The sequence below is a fragment of the Rhizobium sp. LjRoot258 genome, from assembly GCF_964254185.1.
Lineage (GTDB): Bacteria > Pseudomonadota > Alphaproteobacteria > Rhizobiales > Rhizobiaceae > Rhizobium.
Window position 1 is genome coordinate 1,019,712 of sequence record NZ_CAXUST020000002.1, and the last position, 26,514, is coordinate 1,046,225.

Consider the following 26,514-nt stretch of genomic DNA (forward strand, 5'->3'; position numbering starts at 1 on the left):
AACGGTGCTCATCGATAAAGATGTGCCGACACTCCTCGTAGGATATGCGCCAGTTCCAGTGCAGCAAGCAGGGCAGACTTCATGCGAGGAAAGTCGCGCGCAATGGCGCCTTCTCGCCATAGCTGCGATTTCGTCGATTTCAGCTGCTTCGCAAGCCCTGTCCGATCCGTCTGCGCCAACACGTGAACGCTTTCGCCTCGGCCGAAATCGATCGAGCGCGGTCCGACACCGAGAGCCACCATGTCAAAGGCAGTGGGATTGGTGATTGCGCGCTTCAGGCGCAGCCATGCCACGTCGGCTTGCCGCATCACCTGGGCGCCGCTCTCGACATGGTCGATATAATCCAAAACACCTGAAAGCAGCGGGTTGCCTGCTGTCGCATCGATGACATCGTGAGCGATCGCACCGGCGTTGCCAGACACTGTGCCATCTTCGCGCTCCGTCAGGTGGCGCACCGAAGGAATGGCGGGCTCGAAGAGGCTCTCTATGATGTGCCAGTAGCGCAGCACAACCGTCTCGATCCTGAGCGGATTGTAGAGGTTCGCCTCAACCACCAGTCCCGTCACATCAGGAAAATGGTCCTCGCTTAACCCCTTGTAATTGCAGCGGGCAAACTGAATGGTTTCGAAATGCCGTTCTGGAAGCCCCGCAGCCAGCAGCCGCTGGGTACTTCCATAGAGTCCGGTGTCGCAAAGGATGATACGTGTCGCGGGGCCGCAGGCCATGTCGAGATGACGTTTGAACAGCTGGTTTTGTCGCGCAACGTCCTCAAGCACGGGCAGGCCCGAAGAGCTACTCAACATGTCGAAGAAGTGCGCGGGTACAAACGTGGCATCCCAACTGGGCGGCAATTCGTATGTGGCACCCCCCAATGCATGCGCCACCTCCGCAAAGCTGCTTTTTGCAAATTCCCGGCCAAGCTCGTCGAGGACGGCGCCGTTGCGCGTTTCCAGCGCTGTGCGTGCCGCAACCAGTCGCGAAACGAGGATGTTTTCGCGCCGGATGTCGAGAGGCAGCTGCAACCTTGCAAGGAGTGCTTCAAATGCCTGTCGAATACCAATGCCCCCTCGCGCGCAGAAGGCCAGCGCGCAGTCCCCCTGCGCCTGAGCCTGTGTTGCGTACAGCCAAATATAGAGGCAAAATTGCGCGACGATCGGTCCAAAAACCTCATGACCGAACGAATTCCTATCACTCACGGCACGAAATGCGGGACCAGAAAGCGCTAGCTGACGGCGTAAGCCTCTGAGCGCCTCGCTACGCGCGCCATCGGCGCGCGCGGCATAGCGCCGGATACGGCTCTTGGGCATATGGACGGTATGGATACCCATCCTCCGGGGCACCGCGTGATCGGCAATATGGTCGTCGCCGATGTGCAGCATTCCCGAGGGGGAAATGTTTTCGGCGGCAAGGATGGCTGAAAACAGTCGTCCGGAGCGCTTGCTCGCGCCAGCGTCGGCGCTCGAATAGACCTTGTCGATGAGACCGGGGCCATGAAAGTGAGCGATCAATTCGGAGAGCTGGTCGGCGGGAAGGCCGGTGTCAGAGACGGCGATGACTCTAACGCCAGCCTGGCGCTGTTGTCGCAACGCCATCGCCAATGGGCCGTTGGCCGAAAGTGACGTCTTTTCGATGTCCATCTCAAGGCCGATGCGTCGGTGCAACAGCTCTGGTGGCAGGCCGAGCATTGCCAGCTGCCGCGCGATAATGTCCGACAGGCGAACTTCTCCCGCACCGCCTCCGACGTTCAACGCCCGATATGCGAACTTCTCGGCGAGCAACCTCACCCGAAACAGTTCCTCGGCGCTGGTATGGATACCTCGTTGCTTCAACAGGCGTGCGAAGCGTCGCTCTCCCTCCATCACACGCGAACGCTGTGATTTCGGTTGACGCAGCAGCAACGTGTCGAACACGTCGGTGGAAATCAGGCCAATCCCGTTCAACGGGCTGCAAAGAAGATCGAGGTTTTGCCGTAACACTGCATACCCTTTGCCATCGATCAATCTGGTCCCGTCTGCAAGTGCAGGCACATACAGCGTCGTGCTCGTGAGGACAAAATGCTGCACCCGCGAGTGAGGGGCCGAAGGTATGTAACAACATCGATTGATTTATAGCAAGACGAAAAGATCATTGTTCTTGATAAGTACGTCTATCGTGCTGAAAATATTCAAAAGTTAGAATAAATTACAGATTTGTTGCTTTGCGTCATCGACTCGCGCGAAAATAGATATTAATGTCGCATTGCAGCAAAGAGGGCATATGGAGCGAAATCGATGGATGACGCGAGCCATCAGGCGATGCAGATGTCCGCAGCCCAGCATTTCGATGTGATCGTTCTCGGCGCGGGGATCTCCGGGCTCGTTGCAGCGTCCATTCTTGCAAGCAGGGGCGAGCGGGTGGTCGTCGTCGATGACTATGGCCATCCGGGTGGCAACCACATGGATTGGACATCGCCAGAGGGATATACTTTCGACGTTGGAAGTCTCATTTTCCAGGACGACTCACCGTTACTTCGACATTTCCCCGAACTCCTGTCTTATTACGTGCCGATTGATCCCAGCTGGGGGCGTCTCAATCCCCAGGGTAAGATAACCACCTATCCTATCTCCATCCGTGACGACATTCTTGCAGCGGGTCCGGCAGGGCTGGTACGGATCTTTGCGTCGGTGCTCTTCGCCCGGGTCTTCTTGCGGCGCATGGCCAACGCACGAGATTTTGCGCGTTACTGGATCGGCAGCCACCTGCTTCACCGATCCGGCCTGGAGACCTATATGAAACGCTTCTATGGTCTTGCCGCCGAAGACATCGATCTCGATCTGGCCAGGAAGCGGATGCTATGGATAAGCGAATATGCATCGGTCATCAATTTGACGAGGCGCGCCTTCAAGAGGAGGCGTGCAGCCGGCCCGGGAAATCGGCAGATGGCCCGGCCAAAAGAAGGGTTTGCCACCCTTTACGAGCCGGCCGCCCGTCGTCTCGAGCGTGATGGCGTTGTCTTCCGGCTGTCGGCGGGAATGCGCGGCGTCGAAAAGGTGCCGAGCGGTTTTGAACTCTCACTGGCGGACGGCGTCGTTTCCGCTCAGCGCATTGTCTCTACCGTGCCGATTGCCATTGCCGAAAGGCTTTGCGGGATGGCGTCGCAGCCAGTGCTCAAGACCATCACCCTCATTTCCCTCTACTTTAGCTTCTCGGGCGAGCGCGGGTTCACCCAGTCCATCATCTACAACTTTTCGCACACCGGGGCATGGAAGCGACTGACAGTCTATTCGGATTTCTACGGCCGCGTGAACGGGCGGGAGTATTTTGCAGTCGAGGTGATTGCCGGTCACGTCGGGACTATTGACGAGGCCGAGGGCGATTTTCGGCAACACGCATGTGGCAACGGCATGTTTGCCGGCGACCTCAAGCTCGAGGGTAGTCAAGTCCTCGAGAATGCATATCCGATCTACAGCAAGGGGGCCGCCCAGAACGCCGCGAACGCGATTTCAAAGCTGCGCATGTTCGGGATCGAGTCCATCGGGCGCCAGGGCGGGTTCAACTACCAGCCGACGGCGAGGGTGTCGACGATTGAGGTGGAGGCCGCAATCGGCGTGAGTGGTGGCCACCTCGGCAATTGACAGGGACTGCCGACATCCGAAATGCAAGAAGAGGCGAGCTCGGCTTGCCAGAGCGCGAAGGACATGACGAACGATGCGGATCCTGCATATCCTCAACCATACCCAGCGCCAGAACGGGCATGTTCATGCCGCAGTCGATCTGGCCTGCGCTCAGGCCGCGCTCGGGCATGATGTTTGCATCGCAAGCGGAGGAGGGGACTTTGACCCACTCTTGCACAGCAAGGGCGTTTCGACGGTGCGCGTCGATCATAAGAGAAGTATCCCGAGCCTCGCCAAAGCCGTTTTTAGCCTGCGCCGTCACATTCGCGAATTTGGAGCCGAGGTCGTCCATGCGCATATGATGACCAGCGCGGTCCTGGCATTCCCGATCTGCAAGATCGCCGGGATACCTCTCATCACAACCGTTCATAACGAATTCGAGAAGAGCGCGACGTTAATGGGACTGGGAACACGTGTGATTGCTGTGAGCGACGCTGTCGGGGCTGCAATGCAAAGGAGAGGTGTTTCTGCTTCCAAGTTGAACGTTGTCCTCAATGGAACAATTGGTTCGAGCCGGCTGGAAGGGCGAATGGAGGAGCCGGCGGCGCTGCTCTCGCCAAGCATTCTTTTTGTCGGTGGGCTCCACCCTCGCAAGGGCCTGCCGGATTTGTTTCATGCGTTCGATATTGTCCACGAGAGCTTTCCTGCAGCGCGTCTCTATGTCGTCGGCGACGGTCCATTTCGAAAATCCTACGAGGAAACGGTTTCGTCTCTCGCCTGCGCAGCCGCTGTCACTTTTGTTGGGTCTGCGAGGGACCCCTATCCGTATATGCTGGCTGCCGACATTTTCGTCCTGCCCTCGCATGCCGACCCCGCGCCGCTTGTCCTGTCGGAGGCACGCGAGGCAGGTTGCGCGATAATAGGCACTGAAGTGGATGGCATCCCGCAACTGCTGGAGGACGGCAAAGCGGGAATTCTTGTGCCGCCGCGCGACCCGTCATCGCTTGCAAATGCGATCTCCGACCTGTTGCGGGTGCCCGAACAGATCGCAACATGGAAGGTCAAGAGCCAACTGCGCATCGAGAATCTGACGATCGACCGTGTAGCCCGCGAGACGATGCAGGTATACTTAGCGGCGGCGGCGCCAAGGCGGGCGAAGATGGCGGCTGCTGAACAGAAATAGATTATTTGACGCCAGCATGGCGTGCAGTGCGATAAATATTTTTCACAATAAATCAGTAGATTGGCGGATAATTAATCGGTATGCTGCACTGCAATGTAGTTAGTTTCGTGAGATCGTTCCGAAACTAGGAACATAATGCCTTCTGTGGGCTGCCATTACTTCTATTCGCCGCGAAAAAACGAAACGACCGTGGATGTGGAGGAAAATCGCAAGTCATCGCCAACACTGAGATCGCAATCAGGAATATTGCCACGCTCTTGTCAGCCAAACTAGACGCGGCTGCGAAACACCACAACGCCGCTCATGCGGAGTTGTTCGCGCCCGGGCCATTCCTTGCGATGTGCCTAGGGTGGCGGCTCCTGCAATGGGCTTTAGCGGTCGTGAACGAAGGTTGCGGCGCCCTTCGAGGTACGACTTCGCATTCTGTTTGAAACACCGGTTTGATATCTCGCTCGATCGGAGGGAACCCATATGCTGGACAAGCCATCTGACCCAAGGACCTTTGGAACGTTCTGGTACGGAGGGCGCCTTGATGCGCTTGAGCAGGCGTGCGCTCATTCGTTTATCAGGCATGGCTACCGCCTTATACTCTTTTCATACAAACCGATCGAAAATGCCCCGGATGGCGTGGAGTTGCGCAACGCGGCGGACCTTCTTCCAGAAGAGTTGACGAAAAGCTTCCTGTTGAACGGCAAACCGCATCTGACGCCGTTTTCCAATCTGTTTCGCTACAAAATGATCAGGGACTGCGGTCTGGTGTGGACCGACCTCGACGTCCTTATGATCAAAAGGCTTCCGGACGAACTGCCCGATGACATCGTCGTGCGAGAAGAGCAAGGCGGCCTGAACAACGCCGTCCTCTACATCAGATCACAGCAGACCTTGGACAAGCTCATTGAACAATCCATGGCTGTTGCTGGCAGGAACCTGGTTTGGGGCCAGACCGGGCCGATTCTGCTGACGCAGGTTGTCAACGAACTTCGCGAGAAAATCGAGACAACCAGCCACTCGGTGTTCTACCCGATTGAACACTATGACCTGTTTAAGATCTTCCTCAGGGAGTTTGCCGACGAATGCAGGGAAAAGTGCCGCGGCGCCGCGACGATCCATCTGTTCAACAACATCCTTTCCAAGATGGGATACTGGAAGAACATGGCACCGCCGGCCGGCAGTTTCTTCCACCAGAAGCTCGAAGAGACTGGAGGCCTTTCATTCTTTCGAGATGTCTATCCGGAGAATGTGATGGTTCACATGACCGAAAATTACCGCATGCGGTTGTCCGGACAGGCGCTCGGCATCAAAGCGGTCATGGGGCAGTTGATACCCAGCATCGGCAGGACCTGGCGTCACTATCATCCCGCGCAGAACAGTTGACGGCAACGGTGCGCCGCCGTCTCGCCCCTTCCGGTCGCGAACAGCTGTCGGATTTTTGCGGGCGTCATCATGCTCGACCAGAAGAGGGAAGCAAATGAACGCGATTGAACAGCAGGCTGGCATGAACATGGATGAGATGGTCGGCGTCGCCGCGAGTATTTTGAGCTCGGCGAGGTCGACATCCGTGGAGCTGTCAAGCGCGCGAAGCGTCCTCATCGAGGCAAAGCGTGTGTCGTACGGGATTGCAACGGAAGCTGACGTTCGCGCTCACTTCGAACGGCTCGCTCGGGCCTGTTTGGGCCAACACTGAGCGGGCACGGGTTGATGGGCGGGCAACATGCATTCTGCTCCAATACAACCGCTCGACAAACCGGGACGGGAAGGGTTGCTTTCGTGGCCGACAACAGATGCCTTTCTGTCCCCTGCGACCACCCGAGAACGGTCATTGATGTGCCAAGACCATGCGACGATAATGTCGCTCAACGCGTAAAACGGATAGGCAATATGCTGGACGCAAGAAAGTTTGCACTTTCGAGTATGGCGATGATCTTCAATAGATTGCACCAAAACAAGAATTTGCAGAAGGCAGTATTCAATGCAATTCGCCTCAACAGGCCAGAGGTCGCGGACATCATATTGGATGATGACGTCAGCTTTATCAGTTATTGCTTGTCACGGCGGGATTGGTCGAGAGCACAGATTCTACAGGACCTGTGGGTTTGCTACGAGTTATCCGAAAAACGAGATGGCTTTTTCGTCGAGTTCGGCTCAACGAATGGCCTGAAAAATAGCAACACCTGGTTGCTTGAGAAGAAGTTTGGCTGGTCCGGTATCCTCGCTGAACCCAACCCCATTTGGCATCCGGAGTTGGCCGCAAATAGAAATGTCTCTATCGACCATCGGTGCGTCTCGTCTCAATCCCATAACACGGTCACCTTTATAGCGACCGACGACGTCGACCCGGAGCTGAGTTCAATTGCCGATTTTTCTCAAGGGGATCATTTCTCCGAGGTGCGCAGGAAGGGAAGGCAAATACAGGTAGAGACAATTTCGCTGGACGATTTGCTGGAAACTCACCATGCGCCACCTGTGGTGGATTATCTGTCGATCGATACGGAAGGCAGTGAACTCGATATTTTGTCCGCCTTCAGCTTTGACCGCAAGTTCGAGCTGATATCGGTGGAGAACAATCCTAAGACCGAAGCCGCGATACAGAAATTGTTGGAAAGCAAGGGATATCGCCGCGTCTTCGAGCAATTCTCGCAGTGGGATGGCTGGTACGTATCTGCCAGGCTGCGCGACGGACGGAAAAAGGAAGTCGTCGCGCCGGCGTCGTAACGGCGTTCTGATCTGAGCAAGCGCGTGAATGGAACTGGCTTTGTTTGGACGGGTGGCGCCTCGAGGCCTGTAGCATTGGCGGCAGGCCGCCTCGGCACACCGCCCGGGCAGGGCGAGTGGTCTCTTGCTCCCAGCACTTCCCCGAAAGGCGCCACTTGGCACTGCTGGCTGCAACAAAGGACGTCATCGATGTGGGGTGCTCGATCCCGGTTCAGAGGGGCGCCGAGCAATTTCGACAGGCGTCTTCATGATGATTTCGCGATGCGGGAAGGGAACCGAAATCCCCGCTTGCTTGAAGGCGTCCCACAAAGCCATGAGTACCTCGCCGCGAATGTTGGTCAGCCCGTTGCTTGGATCAGAAAGTACGCCTTCGGCGGGGGCCACCTTGCGGAATTGTTCTGATGTTGTGAGTTTGCGCTCTTAAGAGTGGACTTAAGAGCGCATTGAGGACTGATGTCACAGGCAATTTTATTGACCGGGCGAGAGCGACGTCGGCGATGGTCCCGAGATGAGCGTGCAGAGATACTGGCGGCGGCGTTTGCGCCGGATGGGATTGTTTCCGAAGTTGCGCGTCGCTTCGATGTTTCGACCGGTTTGATTTATACTTGGCGGCGGCAGGCTTTGGCTGCAGAAGTCGGCCCTGTCTTCGTGCCAGCGAGGGTCGTTGGCCTTCCGGGTAACGGCGCGGTCGAAACGGCCATGTTCGTGGACTTCCCGAATGGCGCGAAGGTGAGAATTGACTGTACCGCACCTGCCGAACTGGCGGCTGCGGTCATGCGAGCACTCAAATGATCCCGATCAGCTCCGGGGTGCGGGTGTGGATCGCGAGCGGTCACTGCGACATGCGCAAGGGGATGCAGGGGCTCGCACTTCTGGTGCAGGAAGGTCTCGGTCGTGACCCCTTCCAAGGTGACGTTTTTGTCTTCCGCGGGAGAAATGGACGACTGATAAAGGCCCTGTGGCACGATGGGATCGGGCTATCGCTTTATGCAAAGCGCCTGGAGCGGGGCCGTTTCGTTTGGCCCGCGACCGAGGGTGGCGCGATCGCTCTTTCTGCCGGTCAGATGTCCTATCTGCTTGAGGGGATCGACTGGCGAAACCCGCTGCAGACCTGGCGTCCGACGAGCGCCGGATAGCGCATATTTTGCCGGGATTTGCGGCTGGGAATCCGAAGAAAAGCTATGCAAATCAGCGGTTTTGTGGTCCACTTCGAGCATGGAAACCGGCTCGGAACAGCACCTCGATTACGCCGCTGCCCTTGAGGCAGAGCTGATTGTCGCACGGGCGGAACGATCCGCTGCGGTGGCCGAACTTGCCGTCGCCAAGGCCAAGGAAGCCGATGATCAGGCCATCATTCTTCGGCAGAAAGTCCATATCGAAAAGCTTCAAAGGCAGTTGCGTGGCCGGAAGTCGGAACGAACCTCACGGCTGATTGCGCAGATGGAGCTGATGCTGGAGGACGCCGAGGCTGCCGCCACTGAGGATGAGCTTGCTGCCGAAATGGCCGTCGCCGCGGCGGCTCCAATCGCTGTCGTCGGCTTCACCCGCAAACGGCCCGTCAAGAAGCCGTTTCCCGCTCACTTGCCGCGTGAACGTGTTGTCGTGCCTGGTCCGGTTGCCTGTCACTGCTGTGGCAGTGATCGGTTGCGCAAGCTCGGCGAAGACATCACCGAGACGATGGAGAGCGTTCCGCGCTCCTGGAAGGTTATCCAGACGGTGCGGGAAAAGTTCTCGTGCCGCGACTGCGAGACGATCAGTCAGGCGCCTGCACCTTTCCATGTTATCCCGAGGGGGTGGGCGGGTCCGAGCCTGTTGGCGATGATCCTTTGCGACAAATTCGGCCAGCACATTCCCCTCAATCGTCAAGTCGAACGCTTTGCGTTGGAAGGTGTGCCAATCAGCCTGTCGACCGTGGCTGACGCGATCGGTTCCTGCTGCCATGTTCTTGAGCCACTGCTGAGGCGGATCGAAGCTCATACCTTTGCGGCCGAACGGGTTCATGGCGACGATACGACGGTGCCGGTTCTGGCCGCCGGCAAGACTGCCACGGGCCGCGTTTGGTCGTATGTGCGAGACGATGCTCCGTTCGGCGGATCTGCGCCGCCATCAGCCATGTTCTATTATTCCCGGGATCGAGCCGGCGAACACCCTCAAGCCCACCTGGCCAATTATAGCGGCATCCTTCAGGCCGATGCCTATACCGGCTATACCCAGCTCTATCTTCCTGATCGAAGTCCGGGTCCGATTTATGAGGCAGCGTGCTGGGCACATGCAAGGCGGCCGTTCTTCGCGCTGGCCGATCTGGAGACGAATGCACGTCGAAAAGCGCAAGGCAAACGCCCTGCGGTCATCTCGCCGGTCGCTCTCAAGATGGTCCAGCGGATCGATGCGCTGTTTGCGATCGAACGCCAGATCAACGGCCAGACTGCGGATGAGCGGAAGGCAACCCGTGGGCAGCGTAGCAAGCCGCTGATCGACGAAATGGAGATCTGGATACGCGATCAACGTGCCAAGCTGTCTCGCGACCACGATCTGGCGAAAGCGTTCGACTATATGCTGAACCGCTGGGAATCCTTTACCCGGTTCCTCGACGATGGCCGCATCTGCCTGTCGAATAATTGTGCGGAGCGTTCACTGCGTGGTGTTGCTTTGGGAAGAAAAGCCTGGCTGTTCGCCGGCTCCGACCGCGGCGGTCAACGGGCGGCAGCCATGTACAGCTTGATCGTCACCGCGAAAATGAACCGTATTGATCCGCAGGCCTGGCTTGCCGACGTCCTTGCCCGGATCGCCGATCATCCGGCAAACCGAATCGATGAACTGCTTCCTTGGAATTGGACAAATACCGTGACGACACCTTTGCCGCAGGCGGCCTGATGGCTGCCTCTCTCGTCCGTTTGAAAGTCACGCTCGATGACGTTGAACCTCTGGTGATGCGGCGCATTGTCGTACCGTTCCGCATTCGGTTTAACCGGCTTCATGAGGTTCTTCAGGCGGCTTTCGGGTGGACCAGCAGCCATCTCTACGAATTCCGCATCCGTGACGTCGGCTTCGGCCTTCCCGACGGTGGTTTTGACGAACCCATCGACGCTCGCAAAGCGACACTTCTTTCTGCCATCGAAGATATCGGCGCGAGATCGTTCAAGTACCTCTATGACTTCGGCGATGGCTGGACGCACACCGTCAAGATCGAAAAGACCTTTCCGGTTATCGCTGGCCTCGATGATCCTATCCTGCTGGATGTTGTCGGGCGGTGTCCTCCAGAGGACGTCGGCGGCCCTTGGGGATATGAGGAGTTCCGCGAAGCGCTTGCCGACAAAACTCACGAGCGCCACGATGAGCTTCTCGAATGGTGGGGCAGCGCGGACTACAATCCGACCACAGTCGATGCCGTCAACCTTCGCAAAAACGTGGATGCGCTAGCCGCCAAGTGGAAACGCAAAGCACGCAAGAAAGCCTGAACCTGCGGTCCTCGGCGAATGCTTACATCAGAAATCCAGAACCTCAGCTTGAAATCGAGCGAAGAGGATCCGAAGGCCGTCATCCAGCACACCGGCGCAGAATAGGTATTTGCGATGCGAGGAATGCTCTTTGCAGTTTCTATTGCGATGCGCACAACATCATGCGGGTCGCTGTCGTAGGACGTTCCAAAATCGACTTCGATACGGACGTAGTCGCTGGAAAACGACCAGTTCACCACCTGTTGCGAGATAAAGTCCTCATTCGGGATGAGATATTCTTTGCCGTCTCTGGTGATTACCGAGACGAAACGGGAGCGTAGATCCCTGATCGAGCCGAACGTTTCGCCGAGTGAGATCGTGTCGCCTGGCTTGATCGACTTGTCGAGCAGGATAATGACCCCGGAGATGAAATTCGACACGACCTTTTGTAGACCGAAACCGACACCGACGCCCACCGCACCCGAAAACACGGTCAGGGCCGTAAGGTCAATACCCGTGGTCGACAGCGTGATCGCCCCTGCCAGTATGATCAAGCCGATCTTGATAAGCTTGCTGATGAGGACCTTGAACGAGGGGGAAAGGTCCGTGGACCGCTGAACCCAATGAGAAGAAACGTTTCCAATCAGTATGGCGAGCCAAACCAGGGTAACCGCCAGAACGATGGCTTCCATGATCAAGAGCAGTGAAAGTCGTGCCGTGCCGATGCTCACCGCAGCGCTGTCGAGACCCGCAAGGACCGGGCCATCGAGCCCAACCGTGTAAAGGGCGATGTAGCACCAGCTTCCAATCGCAACGACGCGTGCGAGTGTCTGATTGCGGATGATCCTCGTCAGCACCGCTACGACGAACCATGCAGCCGTGAGTGCAAGCGCCGTTGTGATAAGCCATCGATGGGAGGGCCACGCATACCGCAAGAGCACGCCTTCCACGAGCCACAACCATACGATCAGGAAGAGCCAACGCAAGCGTCTAAGGAAGGCAACAATAACGCGTAGTAGGTCCGGGTTTCCCTTGATCTTGCGCGCTCGCGCTTCGAAGACGGGCTCTATGCGTTTTGCGGCGAATGTCGAAAACAGGAAGCCCAGGACAATCAACCCGCACTGGTAGAGTGTCCATGCATTTAGAAGAACCGTCCGGACCCAAACCTCAGCTTCTCTGAAGATTTCTTCGAAACCCACCACTACTCCCCTTATGTGCTTGCTCTCAGATTCCGGGGTACCGCTGATTTTCCGATCTGAATCGTAGCATCTGCGTCGCTGCGGCTCTAGCAGGCATTGTTCAGCAATCACTAAAGCCTTCGGATGCCACGGCAAAGAAGGATGCACCGCCACCCGTGGCCATTCACTCCCGGCTCAAGAATTTCGCCGGCAATAAGCCGCGATCTTGTCGCGGCCGGCCATGCCCAGCGCGCTATCAGCTCCCTGCACTACCTGCAGCCAGATCAGATGGACGGGATGCGGATCTCATCGGATAAGATCCGCGCTCCGAACGACGGGCTCTTGATGAAGACGGCGAGAACCGAAACGGTCGTCACGAGAATAGCAACCTGCCCCTGCACGCAGGTCACGCTAGGTGCGACGCGATGGAGGAATGCCCCTATGACACCGCTGCGCTTAGGACAAACGCGCTGGCTACAATGACGACAATGTCGTCCCCGAAGCCGGAGAAGGCTGCCTTGTGCGGTACGATGCCGGTGAAAATTGCGGCAAGCAGCGCGAGAACTGCGTAGCGAAGTCGTCCCCAGATGAAAGCGACCATCAGGCCGATCAGAATGGCGAAGGCGAAAGCCTGAGCTTGTGTCATGGAAAAAGTCCCGACCCACTCTTCCCAATGCCAAGTCCATTTTACTCACCTGAGAGAGCTAATGTCGGGATAACTTACCAGCTTCGTTCAATGGCGCGGCCCCCGAACGTCCGTCCAGATTCGCGCTTCGTAGAGCGGATGCGCGCATGATCAGACGACTACAGGATGCGCCCGAACAGGACGGAATAGACAATCACTGCAATCGCCAGAGTAAAGGCAAGCGATACGAACAGGCGCGTGAAATCGTAGGTATAGAAGCGAGCGGGAATGAGGTTTTTCATAGCGATTTCCTAGGTTTCGTTTGGTCGAGATGCCCAAAGCGCGGCGTCCGCTGCGCTTCAGATAGCGAGCGACTGCAACTCGTGCTGACCTTGCGAGGACGTCCACTGGAACTTGGATATCGGCCATAATGGCTGCTACGAGTTCGTCACGCTTCGCATGGGTGTCGTCGCCCTTAAGTGCTGGGCTTGTCTGCGCAGCCGCCGTCAGCGCCGACGCTGCGGCGAGCGACCCAGATCATATTTTTCATTGAATGTTCCTCGTTTCCCGGATCGTGAACACACGTCCGTAGACTGACAACTCGTCGTATCCCTATAGGTTCCGCGTTGGCTCGCGGGGCGGCCGGCGATGCCTTCAATCGAAGTGCGGAAAGAACCCTTGGAAACCTGGCGCGTTATCTCTCGGTGGAATGCTACATCCGAACACGAGGGCAAGATGACAAACACACGCGCCAGAGGGTTCAAAAGCAGGGAGCTTGCCGCTCAACTTGCGGAACTGGACGATCAGATGCCGGTGGACGAGGTCTTCGACGAGAGCGAACCGGACAGCCTTGAGCCGGCACAACGGGAAATCGCTTGGTTGCGGAAGGAGGTTTCCGACCTGCGGGAACGGCTTACCTCGGTCCACGGCGAGACCGAAACTGTTCAATTGGTTCAAGAGGCGCGGCATCCATGGTTGCACATCGGCGTCACGATGGCGGCGACATCGATCTTAGCAGGTCTCGTACAATATTACTTCTATAGGCGGCCGGCGTTGCAGCGGTCCCAATAGCAGCACAGCTCAGTCGTCCCTTTGGTAGGAATGGCAGCTCAAGTGCTGTCAGATGACAGACACGCCACTTATTCAGTGAGATGACCTATTGAAGGTTCGTATAAGCTTGGCGCTCATTGGAACGAGCGGAGCTTTATTGAGCTCTGATCCGTGCCTCGATCAAGCTCAACTCGAAGCGGTGATAGCGTTGCCGGGCAAAATTGCTGTCCAACTCCTGCCGAGCCAGTGATGTGGGTTCGCCTCGAAGCCCTGCGCCTGAAATCCGAGCCTCTTGGGCCGCAATTTTAATGGCATCATCTGTCAGGTATTTTCGCGTTCGCGCCAAATCGGCCTGCAATCGATCCTTCTGTGAAGAGACGGGTTCCTGGGAGGGCGCAGCGCTTTGTAGCGTAGGGCCTGCGTGAGTGTCATTTGCTGTTCTGGTCGTCACAATACCCTGAATAGCTCGGCACCACGATCTGTGACACCTTCCCTGAACAATTTCGTCAACAGTCGCGCGGCGCCATCGGACTGTTGACTGTTCGTGGCTGTGAGCTGCCCGGCGTACCCAGCCTCATTTTGCACGCTTTGGATAAACGCTGTCTCTTCCTTTGCTTGGCCGGATTTCCTTTGACGGTAAGGCATCTTGCCTCCTTTTCGACGGTCCGATATATGCCGCTACGCTAAGTTTGCTTATTTTCGCGGGCTTTGCTGGCTGCTGAACTGACAAGCAGCGAGGGCAGATATGGCTCGATGGACGATCTGAGCGGAGTCGACCGCGTTATTGCCAGCAACATGACGGCAATGGGCCTGCACGATGCGCCCGATTTCGTCCAATCTCTGTCGCATCATATCGTCGTCAGCCGCGGCGGATTCCTTCGACCTAGATCTCAGCTGCGACGAGAGTTGTTGAAGAACTGCAATGCGCTCGTCTACATTCATCTCGGTAATTTTGCGCAGATCATCCATCGTATTGTCTCCAGCTTGAGCAGGGAGATGTCCGATCGGATCCAGAAAAAATGCCTATGTCCGTCGGGTGCAGACCCATATTAACAAGTGGCGTTGATTCAAGAGCGATACAATAGAGGCGCGCGAAATACCCGCAGGGTCCACCACCATTGGCCGAACTGACCAATGTAAGGACCATTGCACTCGGGTGAGGGCGTGTCTGCTTCAGAGATTCAGGACCGCCGACCTCGGCGTATCAAGGAAGGTTGTGTCACGCTTCCTAGGAGGCTTCTGGCACAAAGAGTTACTCAGTCTGCGCCCGAGGGTTGCGGCTAAAAGGTACAGCCGAACAGGGGAAACCAGATAAAGTACATAGCGCTCGGCAGCATCCGCCAGCGTCAGCGCTGCCTCCCCCCGCGCCATCCAGCATTTGTCGCTGCGATCACAATCGTCCGGGCGATCTTATCAAATACATGACAACACTCTGCGTCGCGGGGCGGATCACCAACATGGAAACGAGGTGACGTAATTTTTTGCATATTTTGTCTTTGTGCCTGAAGGCCGCAGGGGAAATCTTGCCCCCGCAATCAAAACAGCCGAAAACGCACACAACGCAAACAACCACGCCACACGGAGGGCTTTTTGCGTGGGGGGCAAAAAACTTCTGCGCTTCAATCGAAGCGCGAGAGGAAGCTAGATACCTTTTCCAAGCAGAGCGCCTTTTCTTCGACATGCGGCATGTGACTCGAGTTTTCGAATAGCGCCCACTCGCATCCCCTGATCTTGTCGACATAGGGCCTCACAACGAGCGGTGTGGCCTCGTCGTATTTGCCTGAAATCAGGAGGGTAGGGGCTTCTATGAGATGCAGACGGTCTTCGATCGTCCAGTCCTTCATCGTGCCGATGACGTGGAATTCGGTCGGCCCATTCATGTTGCGGTAGACGGTATTGTCCTCGTCCATGATGGCGAAGGTGCGCGCGACTTCGGGAGGCCATGGCGAAACGCGGCAGACATGGCGGTCGTAGAAGACCCGCGATGCGGTGATGTATTCAGGATCGGTGATCGTACCGGCCTTCTCATGCTTCAAGAGCGTGTCCTGCACATCCTGCGGCAGTTCCTCGCGCAGACGGTTTGCTTCCGCAACCCAGGTGTGCATGTTGGCCGGCGAATTGGCGATGACGAGCGCCTTCAGCCCCTTCGGCCGTCGCACGGCGTGCTCGGCGCCGAGCATGCCGCCCCAGGACTGGCCGAGGAAGGCGTAGCGATCCTGAATGCCCAGGTGGTTCAGGAGCGCGTCCAATTCTTCGAGGAAAAGACCAGGGGTCCAGAAGTCCGGCCCATTTTCCGGCAGGCGGGTGGAATTGCCATTGCCGAGCTGGTCGTAGTGAATGACCGGCCGTCCGTCGATCTCGGTGATGCCCTTGAAGCTGTCGACGTAGTCGTGCGTGCAGCCGGGACCGCCATGGGCGACGACAAGCGGCAACTTGCAGCTGTCGAGCGACCCGGTGACGCGATACCAGGTTCGGTATTCGCGAAAGGGCAGGAAGGCTTCCTTCGACGCAATTGCGTTCACGTGCTTCTCCATGTCGTGGCTATCGATGGAAAAGCATAACGCGGCTGAAAGAGGCGTGGCAGCTATCACAAGTTATAGGATGGGCGGTCCTCGAGCAGCCGGTAATGAGTGGCGCGAACGACCGCCTGGGTGCGGTTCTTAGCGCCGAGTTTCTTGGCCGCAGCGTTGAGGTGCATGACGACGGTGGGAACGGAGCGGTCGATGGCGCGGGAGATTTCCTTGGCCGAAAGGCCCTCGGCGGAATAGCGCAGGCATTCGCGCTCGCGCTCCGTCAGCCGTGCCTTGCCGGTGCTGAACGTCTTCGTATCGAAGAGCGAATAGGCGGCCTCATGGAAAACGTGTGCGAGGAGGTTGAAGTCGGCGATGTAGCGCAGCGCGTGCCTTTCGAATTCCCGGTCGCCGCCGAAGCGCACACCGGTGACGGTTGCATAGTCGCCGCGTGGCATATGGACCGGCACGGTAACGCCGGTCGACATGTCCCTTTCGCTTAGATAACGCGCGACCGGGGCTGTGTCCTCGGTCATGAAACGGCGGATAAGCGTGTCTGCCTCGCCATCGTAATTCCAGAAGAAGGGGGTGGACGTGCGCAGCGCCACCTGCTGGACCGGATCGATGCGGAAATAACCGTGATTGAACCAGTAGTCATGCATGTCGTCGGAAATGTTGCGTAGTTTCAGCAGCGATGGAATCATGATTTCGCCGTCGAGATCGTAGGGCACCGGCGTATAATCGTAGATCAGCGCCTCGAAACCGATAGCCTTCATCGCTTCGAAGACCTGGTCGATCCGGCCGTCCAGCGTTTCATGATCCGTGAACTGTCGTCTGATCGTGCCGATTTCGTCAATCATCGCTGGCTCCTCGAGCCGATCCTATCACTTCTTATAGCTGGCGCCCGACATCATTTGAGGTAAAAATTAGCGGTGCCCAAATATTAAGCAAGCATTTTCTTCGTCGGAGTGGTCAATGTGGCGTGAGATCGAGCCCGATGCTCGACTTGAGATCGAAGTCGATGGCCACAAGGTGGTGGCCTACAGTTTCGGGGATGGAGCGGAGACGGTTTTCTGCCTCAATGGCGGGCCGGGACTGCCCTGCGACTATCTGCGCGAGGCGCATTCCTGTCTGATCGATCAACGCTACCGCGTCGTCGCCTTTGATCAACTCGGGACCGGCGCGTCGGACCGTCCGACCGATCCATCACTCTGGACGATCGGCCGCTATGTCGAAGAGACCGAGACCGTGCGCAAGGCGCTTGGGCTCGGCAAGGTGCACATGCTCGGTCACTCCTGGGGTGGGTGGCTGGCGATCGATTATTCGCTCACCTATCCTGGCAACCTGCAGACGCTGATCCTTGAGGATACCGTTGCGGACATACCGCATCTGATCCTGGAACTAGAGCGGTTGCGTGCAGCACTCGGGCCGGAAACGGTGGCGATGATGCAGAAGCACGAAGCCCGGGGCACGTACGACCACCCCGAATATCTCGCCGCCGTCACCATTCTCAATTATCGCCACGTGTGCCGCCTGATGGAATGGCCCGCACCTGTTCGCCGATCGCTCGACGACTGGAACATGGGTCCCTACGGCACCATGCAGGGCCCGAACGAATTCCTCTATACCGGCAACCTAAAGGACTGGAACCGCGTTCCGGATCTGCCGTCCATGACGGTCCCGACATTGATCACCTGCGGTGAGCATGACGAATTGACGCCGGCCTGCGCGCTGAAGATGAAACTCGCCATCCCGAACGCCGAACTGAAGGTGTTCGCCAACGCAAGCCACATGCCCTTCTACGAAAACCCGGCGGACTACTATCCGGCACTTCTCGATTTCCTGGCACGCAACAGGTCGAACTGATGCATAAGCGTGCAGACGACAGCATCAGACGACGGAGGCACCGGCATCGCCATGCATCGCTATAGGTTCGTTTTCCGAAGGCCTCTCCAGTTCCTGCCGGTCATCGCCGGCATCAGCATCATCACCTTCGTGCTGGTGAGGCTGATTCCCGGCGATCCGGCGCGCGTGCTGCTCGGCACACGCGCCACGCCGACGGCGATCGCCAACATCCGCGCCCAATATGGCCTCGATGAGCCGATCTGGCTGCAGTATCTCTATTTCCTCAGAAACCTCGCCAACGGCGAGATGGGAAAGTCGATCCTCTACAAGATCGATGTGCTCAAACTCATCGCGACGCGTATCGAGCCGACGATCGCACTCGTCATTTCGAGCATCGTGCTGTCCGTCGTGATCGCCGTGCCGCTTGCGGCAATCGCGGCGCGCAACGCGGGGCGGGCGCCGGATCATGCCGTGCGCATCATTTCGACGTTCGGCATCGGATTCCCGCCCTTCTGGCTTGGCCTGATGCTGATCATCCTGTTCAGCGTCAAGCTCGACCTGCTGCCGGTCTCCGGTTACGGATCGACGATCGCCGACAAGCTCTCTCATCTCATTCTTCCGAGCCTCACCATCGCGCTGTCGCTGTCGACCGTTCTGACACGCAGCCTCAGGACGGCAATGATCGAGGCTCTGAAATCGGATGTGGCGACGGCAGCCCGCGCTCGCGGCATGCCTGAGCGCATCGTCTTCTGGCGTCACGTGGTGCCGAACTCGCTGGTGCCGACCATCAACCTGCTCGCCGTCAACACCGGCTGGCTGATCGGCGGAACCGTCGTCATCGAGAGCGTCTTTGCGCTGCCGGGCATGGGGCAGTTGCTGGTGCGCGCCATCTTCTCGCGCGACTACATGGTGGTGCAGGGCGTCGCCATGGTCTTTGCCTGTGCAACGGTGCTCGTCAATTTCCTCGCCGACATTGCCACCGTCGCGGCCGATCCGCGGGTGAAGCTATGAGTCCGATGGCCGTCTCACCCTCCGCTGCGGGCTGGCGAACGCTCCTGGGCAGGCGCACCATGCTCACCGTCGGTGCATCGATCTTGCTGTTCTTCATTCTCGTGGCAATCGCGGCGCCGCTGATCGCACCGTACGATCCGATCCTTCAAGACGGCAATGCGCGCCTGCAATTGCCGTCTCTCCTGCATCCACTCGGTACCGACAACTTCGGTCGCGATATCCTTTCACGCATCATCTGGGGTGCACGGATCGACCTGCAGATCGCGGTGATCGGTGTCGCCTTTCCGTTCCTGATCGGCACGGTCGTCGGCACGGTCGCCGGCTTCTTCGGCGGCATCGTCGATGCGATCTTCATGCGGATCGTCGACATCATCATGGCCTTTCCCTTTCTGGTGCTCATGCTGTCGATCATCACCATCCTCGGGCCGGGCCTCGGCAGCTTCTACATCGCCATGGCTCTCGTCGGTTGGGTCTCATACGCACGGTTGATTCGAGCGCAGATCCTTGTCCTGAAAAACAGCGATTACGCCGTGGCAGCGGTCAGCCTCGGCTTCGGCCGCATGCGGATCATGTTCCGCCATCTGCTGCCGAACGCCATTGCCGGATCGATCGTGTTTTCGATGTCCGATGCCGTGCTCGTCCTGCTCAGCGGCGCCGCTGTCAGCTATCTTGGGCTCGGCGTCCAGCCGCCGGTTGCCGAATGGGGCGTCATGGTCGCGGAAGGCCAGAGCTTCATCACCACAGCCTGGTGGATCACGTTGTTTCCCGGCCTTTCCATCGTCTTTCTTGCCTTCGGTTTCAGCATTCTCGGTGATGCACTCGGCGAGTTGCTCGGAGTGCATGAATGAGCGCCTCCGTACTTTCGGTTCGCGGTCTCACGGTCAAGGCGCATCTCGACGATGAAACGCGCACTCTGCTCGATGCCGTATCGCTCGATCTGGCAAAGGGTGAGATACTCGGGCTGGTCGGCGAAAGCGGTTCCGGCAAGAGCCTGTTTTGCTGCTCGCTAATCCGTTTGCTTCCATCCTCCCGATTGAGGATCGAAGACGGCTCAATCCTTCTCGAAGGGCGCGACCTGACTGCCGTCAGCGATGCCGAGATGCTCGACATCCGCGGCAGCGAGATCGGCATGATCTTCCAGAACCCGACGAGCCATCTCGATCCGGTGATGAGGATCGGCGATCAGATTGCCGAGGGCATCCGTTATCATCAGGGCCTCGACGGGAGGGCAGCCCGTGCGGCCGCGATCGAGATCCTGTCGCAGGTCGGTTTTCCAGACCCGCCTCGTCAGTATGACAGCTATCCGCACGAGTTCTCCGGTGGCATGCGCCAGCGCGCCATGATCGGCGTGGCGCTGTCCTGCAATCCGAAAATCCTGATCGCCGACGAGCCGACGACCGCGCTCGACGTGACCATCCAGGCGCAGATCCTGCAGTTGCTGATCGAACTTCGCGACACGCGCGGCCTGTCGATCATCCTCATCACCCACGATCTCGGCATCGTAGCGCAAACCTGCGACCGGATCGCGGTCATGCGCAACGGCAGGCTTCTCGAGCAGGGCCCGAAGCGGCAGATCCTGTCGCACCCGCAGGACCCCTACACGATCAAGCTCATTCACAGCCACCCGTCGATGCCGGATGGCGCTCCTGAAGCAAGAAGCGCCGCACTGCCGACGACGGCGGCGGTGAAGCCGATACTGGAGATCGACGACCTGCATGTGCGCTTTCCGGTCGGCGGCAGCCTTTTCAAGGGAACTGCGGCAAAGACCGTCAGTGCCGTCTCCGGCATCAGCCTGCAGATCATGCCGGGCGAGACGGTCGGCATTGTCGGGGAATCGGGCAGCGGCAAGAGCACGCTCTCACGCGCGATACTGGGTCTGACGCCGATCTCCTCCGGGCACATCAGTTTCGAGGGTGCCGATCTTGCCCTGCAAAAAAGCGCGAGCCTGGCGAAGCTCAGGCGCGAGGCGGCCATGGTCTTCCAGGATCCGTTCAACGCCTTGAACCCACGGATGACCATCGGCCAGACCATCGGCGAGGTGCTGGCGGTGCGTGGCCAGGTCCCGAAGGCGGACATCCCTGCGCGGATCGGAGAATTGCTGGATCTCGTCGGGCTCGAGCGGGAGTTCGCCAAACGGAAGCCACGCTCGATGAGCGGCGGCCAGTGCCAGCGCGCCGGGATCGCCCGCGCACTTGCCGTCGACCCGAAGCTGATCATCGCCGACGAATGCGTGGCCGCGCTCGACGTCACGATTCAGGCGCAGATTATCGACCTGTTCCGCGAGCTGGCAGCAAGCATGAACCTGACGCTGCTGTTCATCGCGCATGACCTGGCCATCGTGCGCAATCTCTGTGCGCGCACGATCGTCATGTATCGCGGCGAGGTGGTCGAGGACGGTCCGTCGGAAGAGGTCTTCGCGCGTCCGAAACACGCTTACACCGCTCGACTGGTGGCGGCGATCCCCGACATCAACCCGGACAGGCCGCTGCTTGGCGATATTCAAACTGCCTCTGACAACATCCTATCCATCAAGCGCATTCCATAAAAACGAAGGGAACGACATCATGAACAGGAAGTGGAAATCCATCGGGCTCGCGGCCTTTGCCGCTGCCCTCAGTCTCAGCGCCAGCTTCGCCGAAGCTGCCGGCGTGTTGAGCATCGGCCGTCGCGAGGACTCGACCACGTTCGACCCGATCAAGTCAGCCCAGAACGTCGACAACTGGGTGTTCTCCAACGTCTTCGACGTGCTCATCCGCGTCGATAAGACCGGCACCAAGCTGGAGCCGGGTCTGGCCGAGAGCTGGACCGTCTCCGGCGACGGACTGACCTACACATTCAAGATCCGCGACGCGAAATTCTCCGACGGTTCGCCGATCACGGCCGAGGATGCAGCCTTCAGCCTTCTGCGTATCCGCGACAACAAGGCTTCGCTTTGGAGCGACAGCTACAAGATCGTCGAGACCGCAGAGGCGACCGATCCGAAGACGCTCACTGTCAAGCTGAAGACGCCGTCCGCGCCTTTCCTGTCAACGCTGGCGCTTCCAAACGTTTCGGTACTGTCGAAGAAGGCTGTCGAGGCTGGTGAGGACGCCTTTGCTGAATTGCCGACCGCGTCGTCGGGCGCATTCACCGTCAAGGAATGGCGGCGCGGCGACCGCGTCATTCTCGAAAAGAACCCGAACTTTTGGCAGGCGGACCGCGTGAAGCTCGACGGTGTCGAGTGGATCTCGGTGCCAGACGACAATACCCGTATGCTGAACGTGCAGGCCGGGCAGCTCGACACGGCGATTTTCGTGCCCTTCTCGCGGGTCGAAGAGCTGAAGAAGGATGCCAATCTCAACGTACTGATCGATACGTCGACACGTGAGGACCATCTGCTGATCAACCACGAGCACGGCGCGCTCGCCAAGAAGGAGGTGCGTCAGGCACTCGACATGGCGATCGACAAGAAGGCGATCGTCGATACAGTCACCTTCGGCATCGGAACCGTGGCCAACTCCTATATCCCGAAGGGGTCGCTCTATCACTACGACGACAACTACCAGTATCCCTACGATCCGGGAAAGGCCAAAGCGATGCTGGCCGAGGCCGGCGCGTCCGACCTGGCGTTGAACTACGTGGTGAATGCCGGCAACGAAGTCGACGAGCAGATCGCCGTTCTTCTGCAGCAGCAGCTTTCCAAGGCCGGTGTCACCGTCAACCTGCAGAAGGTAGACCCAAGCCAGAGCTGGGACATGCTGGTTGCCGGCGACTACGACATTTCGGTCATGTACTGGACGAACGACATTCTGGACCCGGACCAGAAGACGACCTTCGTGCTCGGTCACGACACCAACATGAATTACATGACCCGCTACAAGAGCGACAAGGTGAAGGATCTGGTGGCCGCAGCCCGCCTGGAACTCGATCCGAAGAAGCGCGAGGCCATGTATGTCGAAATCCAGAAGACGGCCAAGGACGACGTCCACTGGATCGACCTCTACTACAGCCCCTACATCAACGTCTCGCGCAAGAACATCGAGAACTTCTACCAGAACCCGCTCGGCCGGTTCTTCCTCGAAGACACCGTGAAAAACTGATGAAGCAGCAGCCAGGCGCCTCGGCGTCTGGCTGGGCCTGGACAGCGGGGGGCAGGCGGATGGTTTCCATATGGAAGAGTTTGGGCCAGGGGACCGGGATATGAAAACTGACGGCTAGCGGTGCTCACGCCTGCTGTGACTTCTCCGATTTGATCGAGAGTGTGGCCATAGTTGAGCCTTTGGCAATCTCTTTGACCGCCTTTTCAGCTCAACAGCTTTCGTTGCGGCCGCAGTTCAAATCCCGCCCCGGAACCCTGGGGCGGATGTGGCCTTTTTTTCCCGATTTCAATTGAAGCGGTGAGCTGATGATGTAAGGAGATCCTGCCTCATGCCGTCAGTGGTTCGTCATATCTCATCATCCGGCCGGCATTGGCGAGCACCAGCAGCGTGCTGAAATTGTGCAGGATCGCCGCGACGACGGCTCCAGCCGTTCCAAGAAAGCCAAATCCCGCCAATGCGACGATCGCGACGGTCCAGCCAAGGCCGATAATGACGTTGGTTTTCAATGTCTGGCGGCATAGTCTGCTGAGGCGGATGCACGTGCCGAGCCGTCGCAAATCGCTGCCGATCAGGATGATGTCCGAAGAGGCCAGCGCTATATCCGCTCCGCCGGCGCCCATCGCGATCCCGACCGCACCGGCCTTGAGGGCGAGCGAGTCGTTGATCCCGTCGCCGACGACAAGAGGTTTGAAGCCGTTTTCCGTCTCGCTCAACACACGTTTTAGCTTGTCGGCGGGCAGCGCCTGAGCCACGACGTCATCAATGCCAATCTCGCGCGCCAAGGCCTGCGCGATCGACTGACGGTCGCCCGTCAGCAGAAGCTGACGGTTGAGCCCGAGCGCCCGCAATTCCGTCATCGCGTCCGCGGCTTCCGGCTTGATGGTGTCCGACAAGAGCAACCAGGCGACAAAGTCTCCGTCGATGGATATCCCGGCGAGCGGACCGTCGTGTAAAGGAACAGAAGGAGCGCCGACGGAGATGTGTTCAAACAGTTCGGGGCGGCCAAGAGCGACTTCGCCTGCGCTTCCGACGGCAACCACACCCAGGCCTTGGATCTCCCTGACATTTGTTAACGGATAATATGCGTCATGGCTGATGAGCAAAGCCATGGCTCGGCTAACCGGATGGCTGCTGGCAGCGCCCAAGGATGCGGCCAAAGCCAGAACGGCGTTCCGATCCACATTCCCGGTCAGTCGGATCTCTTGCAGCCGAAGCCGGCCGAAGGTGAGGGTGCCGGTCTTGTCGATGACCAGGGAGGTTAGGTCCGCCAGTTCTTCGAGAAATGCCGAGCTGCGGATGAGGATGCCGTGCCGCGCCGCGACCGCGATACCGGCAATCGCTGTTGCCGGCGCAGACAAGACCAGGGCACACGGGCAGGCCGCCACCAGGATCGCCAGCATGATCTGGTCGTTGTAGGTGAGGAACCAGGCGATGGCCGCCATCGTCAAGACGAAACCCAGATATTGCTGCGCATAACGCTCCAGCAGCCGGGTGATCGGTGGCTTTGAGTTCTCCGCGCGCTGCATCAGTGCAATGACCGTCCCAAGCGTGGAATGCTCGCCCGTTCGGGTCACCTCGATTTCCAGGCGGCCGTCCAGATTGATCGCACCGCCGAAGACGTCCATCCCGGTTGAGACCTCGAGAGGCACGGATTCGCCGGTGATCGGAGCGGTGTCGAGGCTTGCCTGTCCTTTCCGGACACGACCGTCGGCAGGAATGCGGTCTCCCGCTCTGACCTCCACCAGATCGCCCGGCTTTAAGACGATGTTATCGACCTCTCGCATCCCACCGTCCGATGTGATCAATCGCGCATGGCTGCGGGTCAGGCGGGCCAGCGCCTCCATCGCCTCTTTTGATCCGATGACGCTGCGCTCCTCCAGCACATGTCCGAAAATCATGATGATCGGAAGAAGGGCGGCGGTCAAAAGGTCGCCTGTCGCCCAGGCGGCCAGCATCGCCAAAGCGATCAGCTGATCGGTGATGCCATGCAGGCTCGGATGGCGCAGGCTGTGCCAACCGGACCGGATGACGGGAACCGCGACGATGAGCGAGGCGGCCGCGAGCAGAAGCTGACTGACGCTCTCTTCGTTCGGTGCAAACCAGCGCCATGCGACCCCGAGAGCGAGCAGGCTCAAAGCCATCATTGCCAGGGTAAGTTGAACGGCCGCTGCCTGCTTTTCGCTGGCCGTCAGCAGGCCGGCGCTGAGCACTTGGCCATGATGGTGGTGCGAGTGGCCATGGGAGCCGTGCGAATGATCGGTCGCGACACTCATTTGTCGGCTCCCTGCAGAATGAGGCGGGCGTCGTCCCTGGGGTCGACCGTTATTACCGAGCCTGCCTGTGCCAGGATCTGTGCAACGCGATCTCGATAAAGGCGCCAGAGAAGACCGGGATCGCTATCGGATCGCTGCGCGCTTGCAAAGCCGGTGGCGGTGGCCGTATCGGTACGTGCCTTTGCCAGCCGTTCGCTGGATTGGGCCTGCGCCACCTGCACGATCCGGTCGGCCTCCTGATCTGCGGCCTGCCTGTCTTTCTCCGCATCGTTTTGTGCTGACGCAATCGCCTGCTCTGCCTGCTGGCTTGCGGTCAGTACCTGATCGAACGCGCTGACGGCGGTTGCCGGAAGTGCGGATTGCACGTCGGCTCGGTCGATCTCGATCCCGAGGCCCATGCCCCTCGATTTCAGGGCGCTTAAGCTGCTGTTGATGCTGTTTACCAGGTCGGCCCGCAAACGTTCGCGCCGCTCGGCGACGCCGTTGTCGGAGGCGACCAGCTCCGGGCGCGCGACTAGAATGCCGTCGAGGTCTCTTGAGGCGCAGATCACAACGGCACTGCGGGTGGCGAGGCGGTCCAACGCTGGAAGGACGTGCTCCTGCTGTAGGGCGTAGGCGAACGGGTCGGTCACCCTGTAGAAGACTCGGACGTCGAGCTGAACGACACTGGCGTCAGCCGTAAGCAGATATCCTGACCCCGCCAGGGCGTCGCTCTGCGTCGAGACATCAGCATCGCCGATCTGAGCCGCGGGCGAGCGCAGCAATCCATTGATCGGGTGTTCCAAGACTGTGGCGGACGCCGGAAGAAGCAAAACCTTTTCGAAAGGCGCGGGCAGGGCCCACAACAGGCCGGATTCCTGAACTCGGTTCAAAGCGCCCAGGCGCAGGACCACAGCTCGGTTTTGTGGCGCGATCTCCCTGATATTGGATGTCGCCCAGCCGGCGACCGCGAGCAGCATGATTGCGGATAGCAGCAAAGATACCAAATGAACAGCTTGGTACTGCGCCATCGAATTCC

At 58.6% G+C, this 26,514-nt stretch carries 23 protein-coding genes and 1 pseudogene; 14 read left to right on the top strand and 10 right to left on the bottom strand.

Going from position 1 to position 26,514, the window contains the following annotated elements; all coding sequences use genetic code 11:
• Nucleotides 1–8: 8 nt before the first annotated feature.
• Nucleotides 9–1,976 carry a hydrolase gene (locus ACSQ9D_RS25615; RefSeq protein ID WP_436284665.1) on the bottom strand — a complete coding sequence of 656 codons (1,968 nt, stop codon included), beginning with the start codon at nt 1,974–1,976 and terminating at the stop codon, nt 9–11.
• Between the two features lie 294 nt (nt 1,977–2,270).
• On the opposite strand from ACSQ9D_RS25615, the gene ACSQ9D_RS25620 reads away from it, so the two are divergent.
• The 4 genes from ACSQ9D_RS25620 (at nt 2,271) to ACSQ9D_RS25635 (ending at nt 7,488) form a co-directional block, all read left to right on the top strand.
• A complete protein-coding gene (locus ACSQ9D_RS25620) occupies nt 2,271–3,614 on the top strand; it encodes an NAD(P)-binding protein (protein WP_436284666.1) in 1,344 nt (447 codons plus the stop codon).
• A gap of 73 nt (nt 3,615–3,687) precedes the next feature.
• Entirely contained in the window at nt 3,688–4,776 is a 1,089-nt protein-coding gene (locus tag ACSQ9D_RS25625) for a glycosyltransferase family 4 protein (protein ID WP_436284667.1), read from the top strand.
• 471 nt (nt 4,777–5,247) lie between these two features.
• Complete coding sequence (locus ACSQ9D_RS25630; RefSeq protein WP_436284668.1) at nt 5,248–6,150, top strand: hypothetical protein; 903 nt, start codon at nt 5,248–5,250, stop codon at nt 6,148–6,150.
• Nucleotides 6,151–6,654: 504 nt separating this feature from the next.
• The gene (locus ACSQ9D_RS25635; protein ID WP_436284669.1) at nt 6,655–7,488 is read left to right on the top strand and encodes an FkbM family methyltransferase; all 834 of its coding nucleotides are present in this window, start codon (nt 6,655–6,657) and stop codon (nt 7,486–7,488) included.
• Between the two features lie 183 nt (nt 7,489–7,671).
• Here ACSQ9D_RS25635 and ACSQ9D_RS25640 read toward each other — a convergent pair.
• A pseudogene (locus ACSQ9D_RS25640) lies at nt 7,672–7,851 on the bottom strand (mechanosensitive ion channel family protein); the annotation flags it as partial.
• Nucleotides 7,852–7,941: 90 nt separating this feature from the next.
• Here ACSQ9D_RS25640 and tnpA point away from each other — a divergent pair.
• The 4 genes from tnpA to ACSQ9D_RS25660 all read left to right on the top strand — a co-directional run bounded on the left by tnpA (nt 7,942) and on the right by ACSQ9D_RS25660 (nt 10,946).
• Nucleotides 7,942–8,280, top strand: a complete 339-nt coding sequence (tnpA, locus tag ACSQ9D_RS25645; RefSeq protein WP_436284670.1) for an IS66-like element accessory protein TnpA — start codon at nt 7,942–7,944, stop codon at nt 8,278–8,280.
• A complete protein-coding gene (gene tnpB / locus ACSQ9D_RS25650) occupies nt 8,277–8,624 on the top strand; it encodes an IS66 family insertion sequence element accessory protein TnpB (protein WP_040680928.1) in 348 nt (115 codons plus the stop codon). Before tnpA ends, tnpB begins: the two co-directional genes overlap by 4 nt.
• A gap of 79 nt (nt 8,625–8,703) precedes the next feature.
• A complete protein-coding gene (tnpC, locus tag ACSQ9D_RS25655; protein ID WP_436284671.1) occupies nt 8,704–10,362 on the top strand; it encodes an IS66 family transposase in 1,659 nt (552 codons plus the stop codon).
• Nucleotides 10,362–10,946 carry a plasmid pRiA4b ORF-3 family protein gene (locus tag ACSQ9D_RS25660; protein WP_436285173.1) on the top strand — a complete coding sequence of 195 codons (585 nt, stop codon included), beginning with the start codon at nt 10,362–10,364 and terminating at the stop codon, nt 10,944–10,946. Before tnpC ends, ACSQ9D_RS25660 begins: the two co-directional genes overlap by 1 nt.
• On the opposite strand, the gene ACSQ9D_RS25665 is transcribed toward ACSQ9D_RS25660, so the two are convergent.
• The 3 genes from ACSQ9D_RS25665 to ACSQ9D_RS25675 form a co-directional block, all read right to left on the bottom strand.
• Nucleotides 10,853–12,124 (bottom strand): mechanosensitive ion channel family protein, encoded by a 1,272-nt coding sequence (locus ACSQ9D_RS25665; RefSeq protein ID WP_436284672.1) that lies wholly within the window; start codon nt 12,122–12,124, stop codon nt 10,853–10,855. The two genes, ACSQ9D_RS25660 and ACSQ9D_RS25665, sit on opposite strands and share 94 nt — an antisense overlap.
• A 418-nt stretch (nt 12,125–12,542) precedes the next feature.
• Entirely contained in the window at nt 12,543–12,749 is a 207-nt protein-coding gene (locus tag ACSQ9D_RS25670; RefSeq protein WP_436284673.1) for a hypothetical protein, read from the bottom strand.
• A gap of 158 nt (nt 12,750–12,907) precedes the next feature.
• Nucleotides 12,908–13,030, bottom strand: a complete 123-nt coding sequence (locus ACSQ9D_RS25675) for a hypothetical protein (protein ID WP_097527302.1) — start codon at nt 13,028–13,030, stop codon at nt 12,908–12,910.
• A gap of 433 nt (nt 13,031–13,463) precedes the next feature.
• Here ACSQ9D_RS25675 and ACSQ9D_RS25680 point away from each other — a divergent pair, with 433 nt between their 5' ends.
• Nucleotides 13,464–13,799: a hypothetical protein gene (locus tag ACSQ9D_RS25680; protein ID WP_436284674.1), complete on the top strand. Its 336-nt coding sequence runs from the start codon at nt 13,464–13,466 to the stop codon at nt 13,797–13,799.
• Between the two features lie 672 nt (nt 13,800–14,471).
• Here ACSQ9D_RS25680 and ACSQ9D_RS25685 read toward each other — a convergent pair.
• The 3 genes from ACSQ9D_RS25685 to ACSQ9D_RS25695 all read right to left on the bottom strand — a co-directional run bounded on the left by ACSQ9D_RS25685 (nt 14,472) and on the right by ACSQ9D_RS25695 (nt 17,148).
• A complete protein-coding gene (locus ACSQ9D_RS25685) occupies nt 14,472–14,747 on the bottom strand; it encodes a hypothetical protein (RefSeq protein WP_436284675.1) in 276 nt (91 codons plus the stop codon).
• Nucleotides 14,748–15,397: 650 nt separating this feature from the next.
• Entirely contained in the window at nt 15,398–16,312 is a 915-nt protein-coding gene (locus ACSQ9D_RS25690) for a proline iminopeptidase-family hydrolase (RefSeq protein ID WP_436284676.1), read from the bottom strand.
• Nucleotides 16,313–16,365: 53 nt separating this feature from the next.
• Complete coding sequence (locus tag ACSQ9D_RS25695) at nt 16,366–17,148, bottom strand: LuxR family transcriptional regulator (RefSeq protein ID WP_436284677.1); 783 nt, start codon at nt 17,146–17,148, stop codon at nt 16,366–16,368.
• Between the two features lie 115 nt (nt 17,149–17,263).
• Between ACSQ9D_RS25695 and ACSQ9D_RS25700 the strand changes: the two genes are divergently transcribed.
• The 5 genes from ACSQ9D_RS25700 to ACSQ9D_RS25720 are packed head-to-tail and all read left to right on the top strand — an operon-like array spanning nt 17,264 to nt 23,223.
• Nucleotides 17,264–18,154: a proline iminopeptidase-family hydrolase gene (locus ACSQ9D_RS25700; protein ID WP_436284678.1), complete on the top strand. Its 891-nt coding sequence runs from the start codon at nt 17,264–17,266 to the stop codon at nt 18,152–18,154.
• A 51-nt stretch (nt 18,155–18,205) separates the two neighbouring features.
• The gene (locus ACSQ9D_RS25705) at nt 18,206–19,144 is read left to right on the top strand and encodes an ABC transporter permease (protein ID WP_024318333.1); all 939 of its coding nucleotides are present in this window, start codon (nt 18,206–18,208) and stop codon (nt 19,142–19,144) included.
• A complete protein-coding gene (locus ACSQ9D_RS25710) occupies nt 19,141–19,992 on the top strand; it encodes an ABC transporter permease (RefSeq protein WP_436284679.1) in 852 nt (283 codons plus the stop codon). The genes ACSQ9D_RS25705 and ACSQ9D_RS25710 overlap by 4 nt, the downstream gene beginning before the upstream one ends.
• Entirely contained in the window at nt 19,989–21,689 is a 1,701-nt protein-coding gene (locus ACSQ9D_RS25715) for a dipeptide ABC transporter ATP-binding protein (RefSeq protein WP_436284680.1), read from the top strand. Before ACSQ9D_RS25710 ends, ACSQ9D_RS25715 begins: the two co-directional genes overlap by 4 nt.
• A gap of 19 nt (nt 21,690–21,708) precedes the next feature.
• Nucleotides 21,709–23,223, top strand: coding sequence for an ABC transporter substrate-binding protein (locus tag ACSQ9D_RS25720; protein ID WP_436284681.1), 1,515 nt, complete (start codon nt 21,709–21,711; stop codon nt 23,221–23,223).
• 326 nt (nt 23,224–23,549) lie between these two features.
• Here the strand turns inward: ACSQ9D_RS25720 and ACSQ9D_RS25725 are convergent, their stop codons facing one another.
• Entirely contained in the window at nt 23,550–25,496 is a 1,947-nt protein-coding gene (locus tag ACSQ9D_RS25725) for a heavy metal translocating P-type ATPase (protein WP_436284682.1), read from the bottom strand.
• Nucleotides 25,493–26,506 (bottom strand): protease modulator HflK, encoded by a 1,014-nt coding sequence (gene hflK, locus ACSQ9D_RS25730; RefSeq protein WP_436284683.1) that lies wholly within the window; start codon nt 26,504–26,506, stop codon nt 25,493–25,495. The genes ACSQ9D_RS25725 and hflK overlap by 4 nt, the downstream gene beginning before the upstream one ends.
• Nucleotides 26,507–26,514 lie beyond the last annotated feature (8 nt).